The organism is Dyella sp. ASV21 (assembly GCF_016428975.1).
Classification (GTDB): Bacteria; Pseudomonadota; Gammaproteobacteria; order Xanthomonadales; family Rhodanobacteraceae; genus Dyella.
In genome coordinates this window covers 1-382 of the sequence record NZ_JAELTT010000275.1, presented here as the reverse complement: position 1 = coordinate 382, position 382 = coordinate 1, and the positions used below count along the sequence as shown (strand labels likewise).

At 78.0% G+C, this 382-nt stretch carries 1 protein-coding gene; it reads right to left on the bottom strand.

The window, feature by feature from the left end; genetic code table 11:
* Nucleotides 1-118: 118 nt before the first annotated feature.
* On the bottom strand, nt 119-268 hold the full coding sequence (locus JHD67_RS21675) for a hypothetical protein (RefSeq protein ID WP_233172181.1): 150 nt from the start codon (nt 266-268) through the stop codon (nt 119-121).
* Nucleotides 269-382 lie beyond the last annotated feature (114 nt).

Genomic DNA, 382 nt, shown 5'->3' with positions numbered 1-382 from the left:
CCCCCCCCCCCCCCCCCCCCCCCCCCCCCCCCCCCCCCCCCCCCCCCCCCCCCCCCCCCCCCCCCCCCCCCCCCCCCCCCCCCCCCCCCCCCTATGAACCACCAGCACCCGCAAAACGCTATTCGGTCACGGAAAAACAGCGGCCGCCGAAGCGGCCGCTGGTATGACGCAGAGCAGCGAAATCACCGGCGCGGCGTAGCCGCGCCTCGCGCGGCAGGCCGGCAGCACGTATCATGAGCGTGCTGCCGGCCCTGTCTCTTATACACATCTGACGCTGCCGACGACAACGTTCGGGTGTAGATCTCGGGGGTCGGGGGGTCGGTGAGGAGGGGGGGGGGGGGGGGGGGGGGGGGGGGGGGGGGGGGGGGGGGGGGGGGGGGGG

Bases quoted from the DNA above. Each gene is read 5' to 3' on its own strand.
- JHD67_RS21675 (WP_233172181.1), bottom strand. From the start codon at position 268: ATGTGTATAAGAGACAGGGCCGGCAGCACGCTCATGATACGTGCTGCC.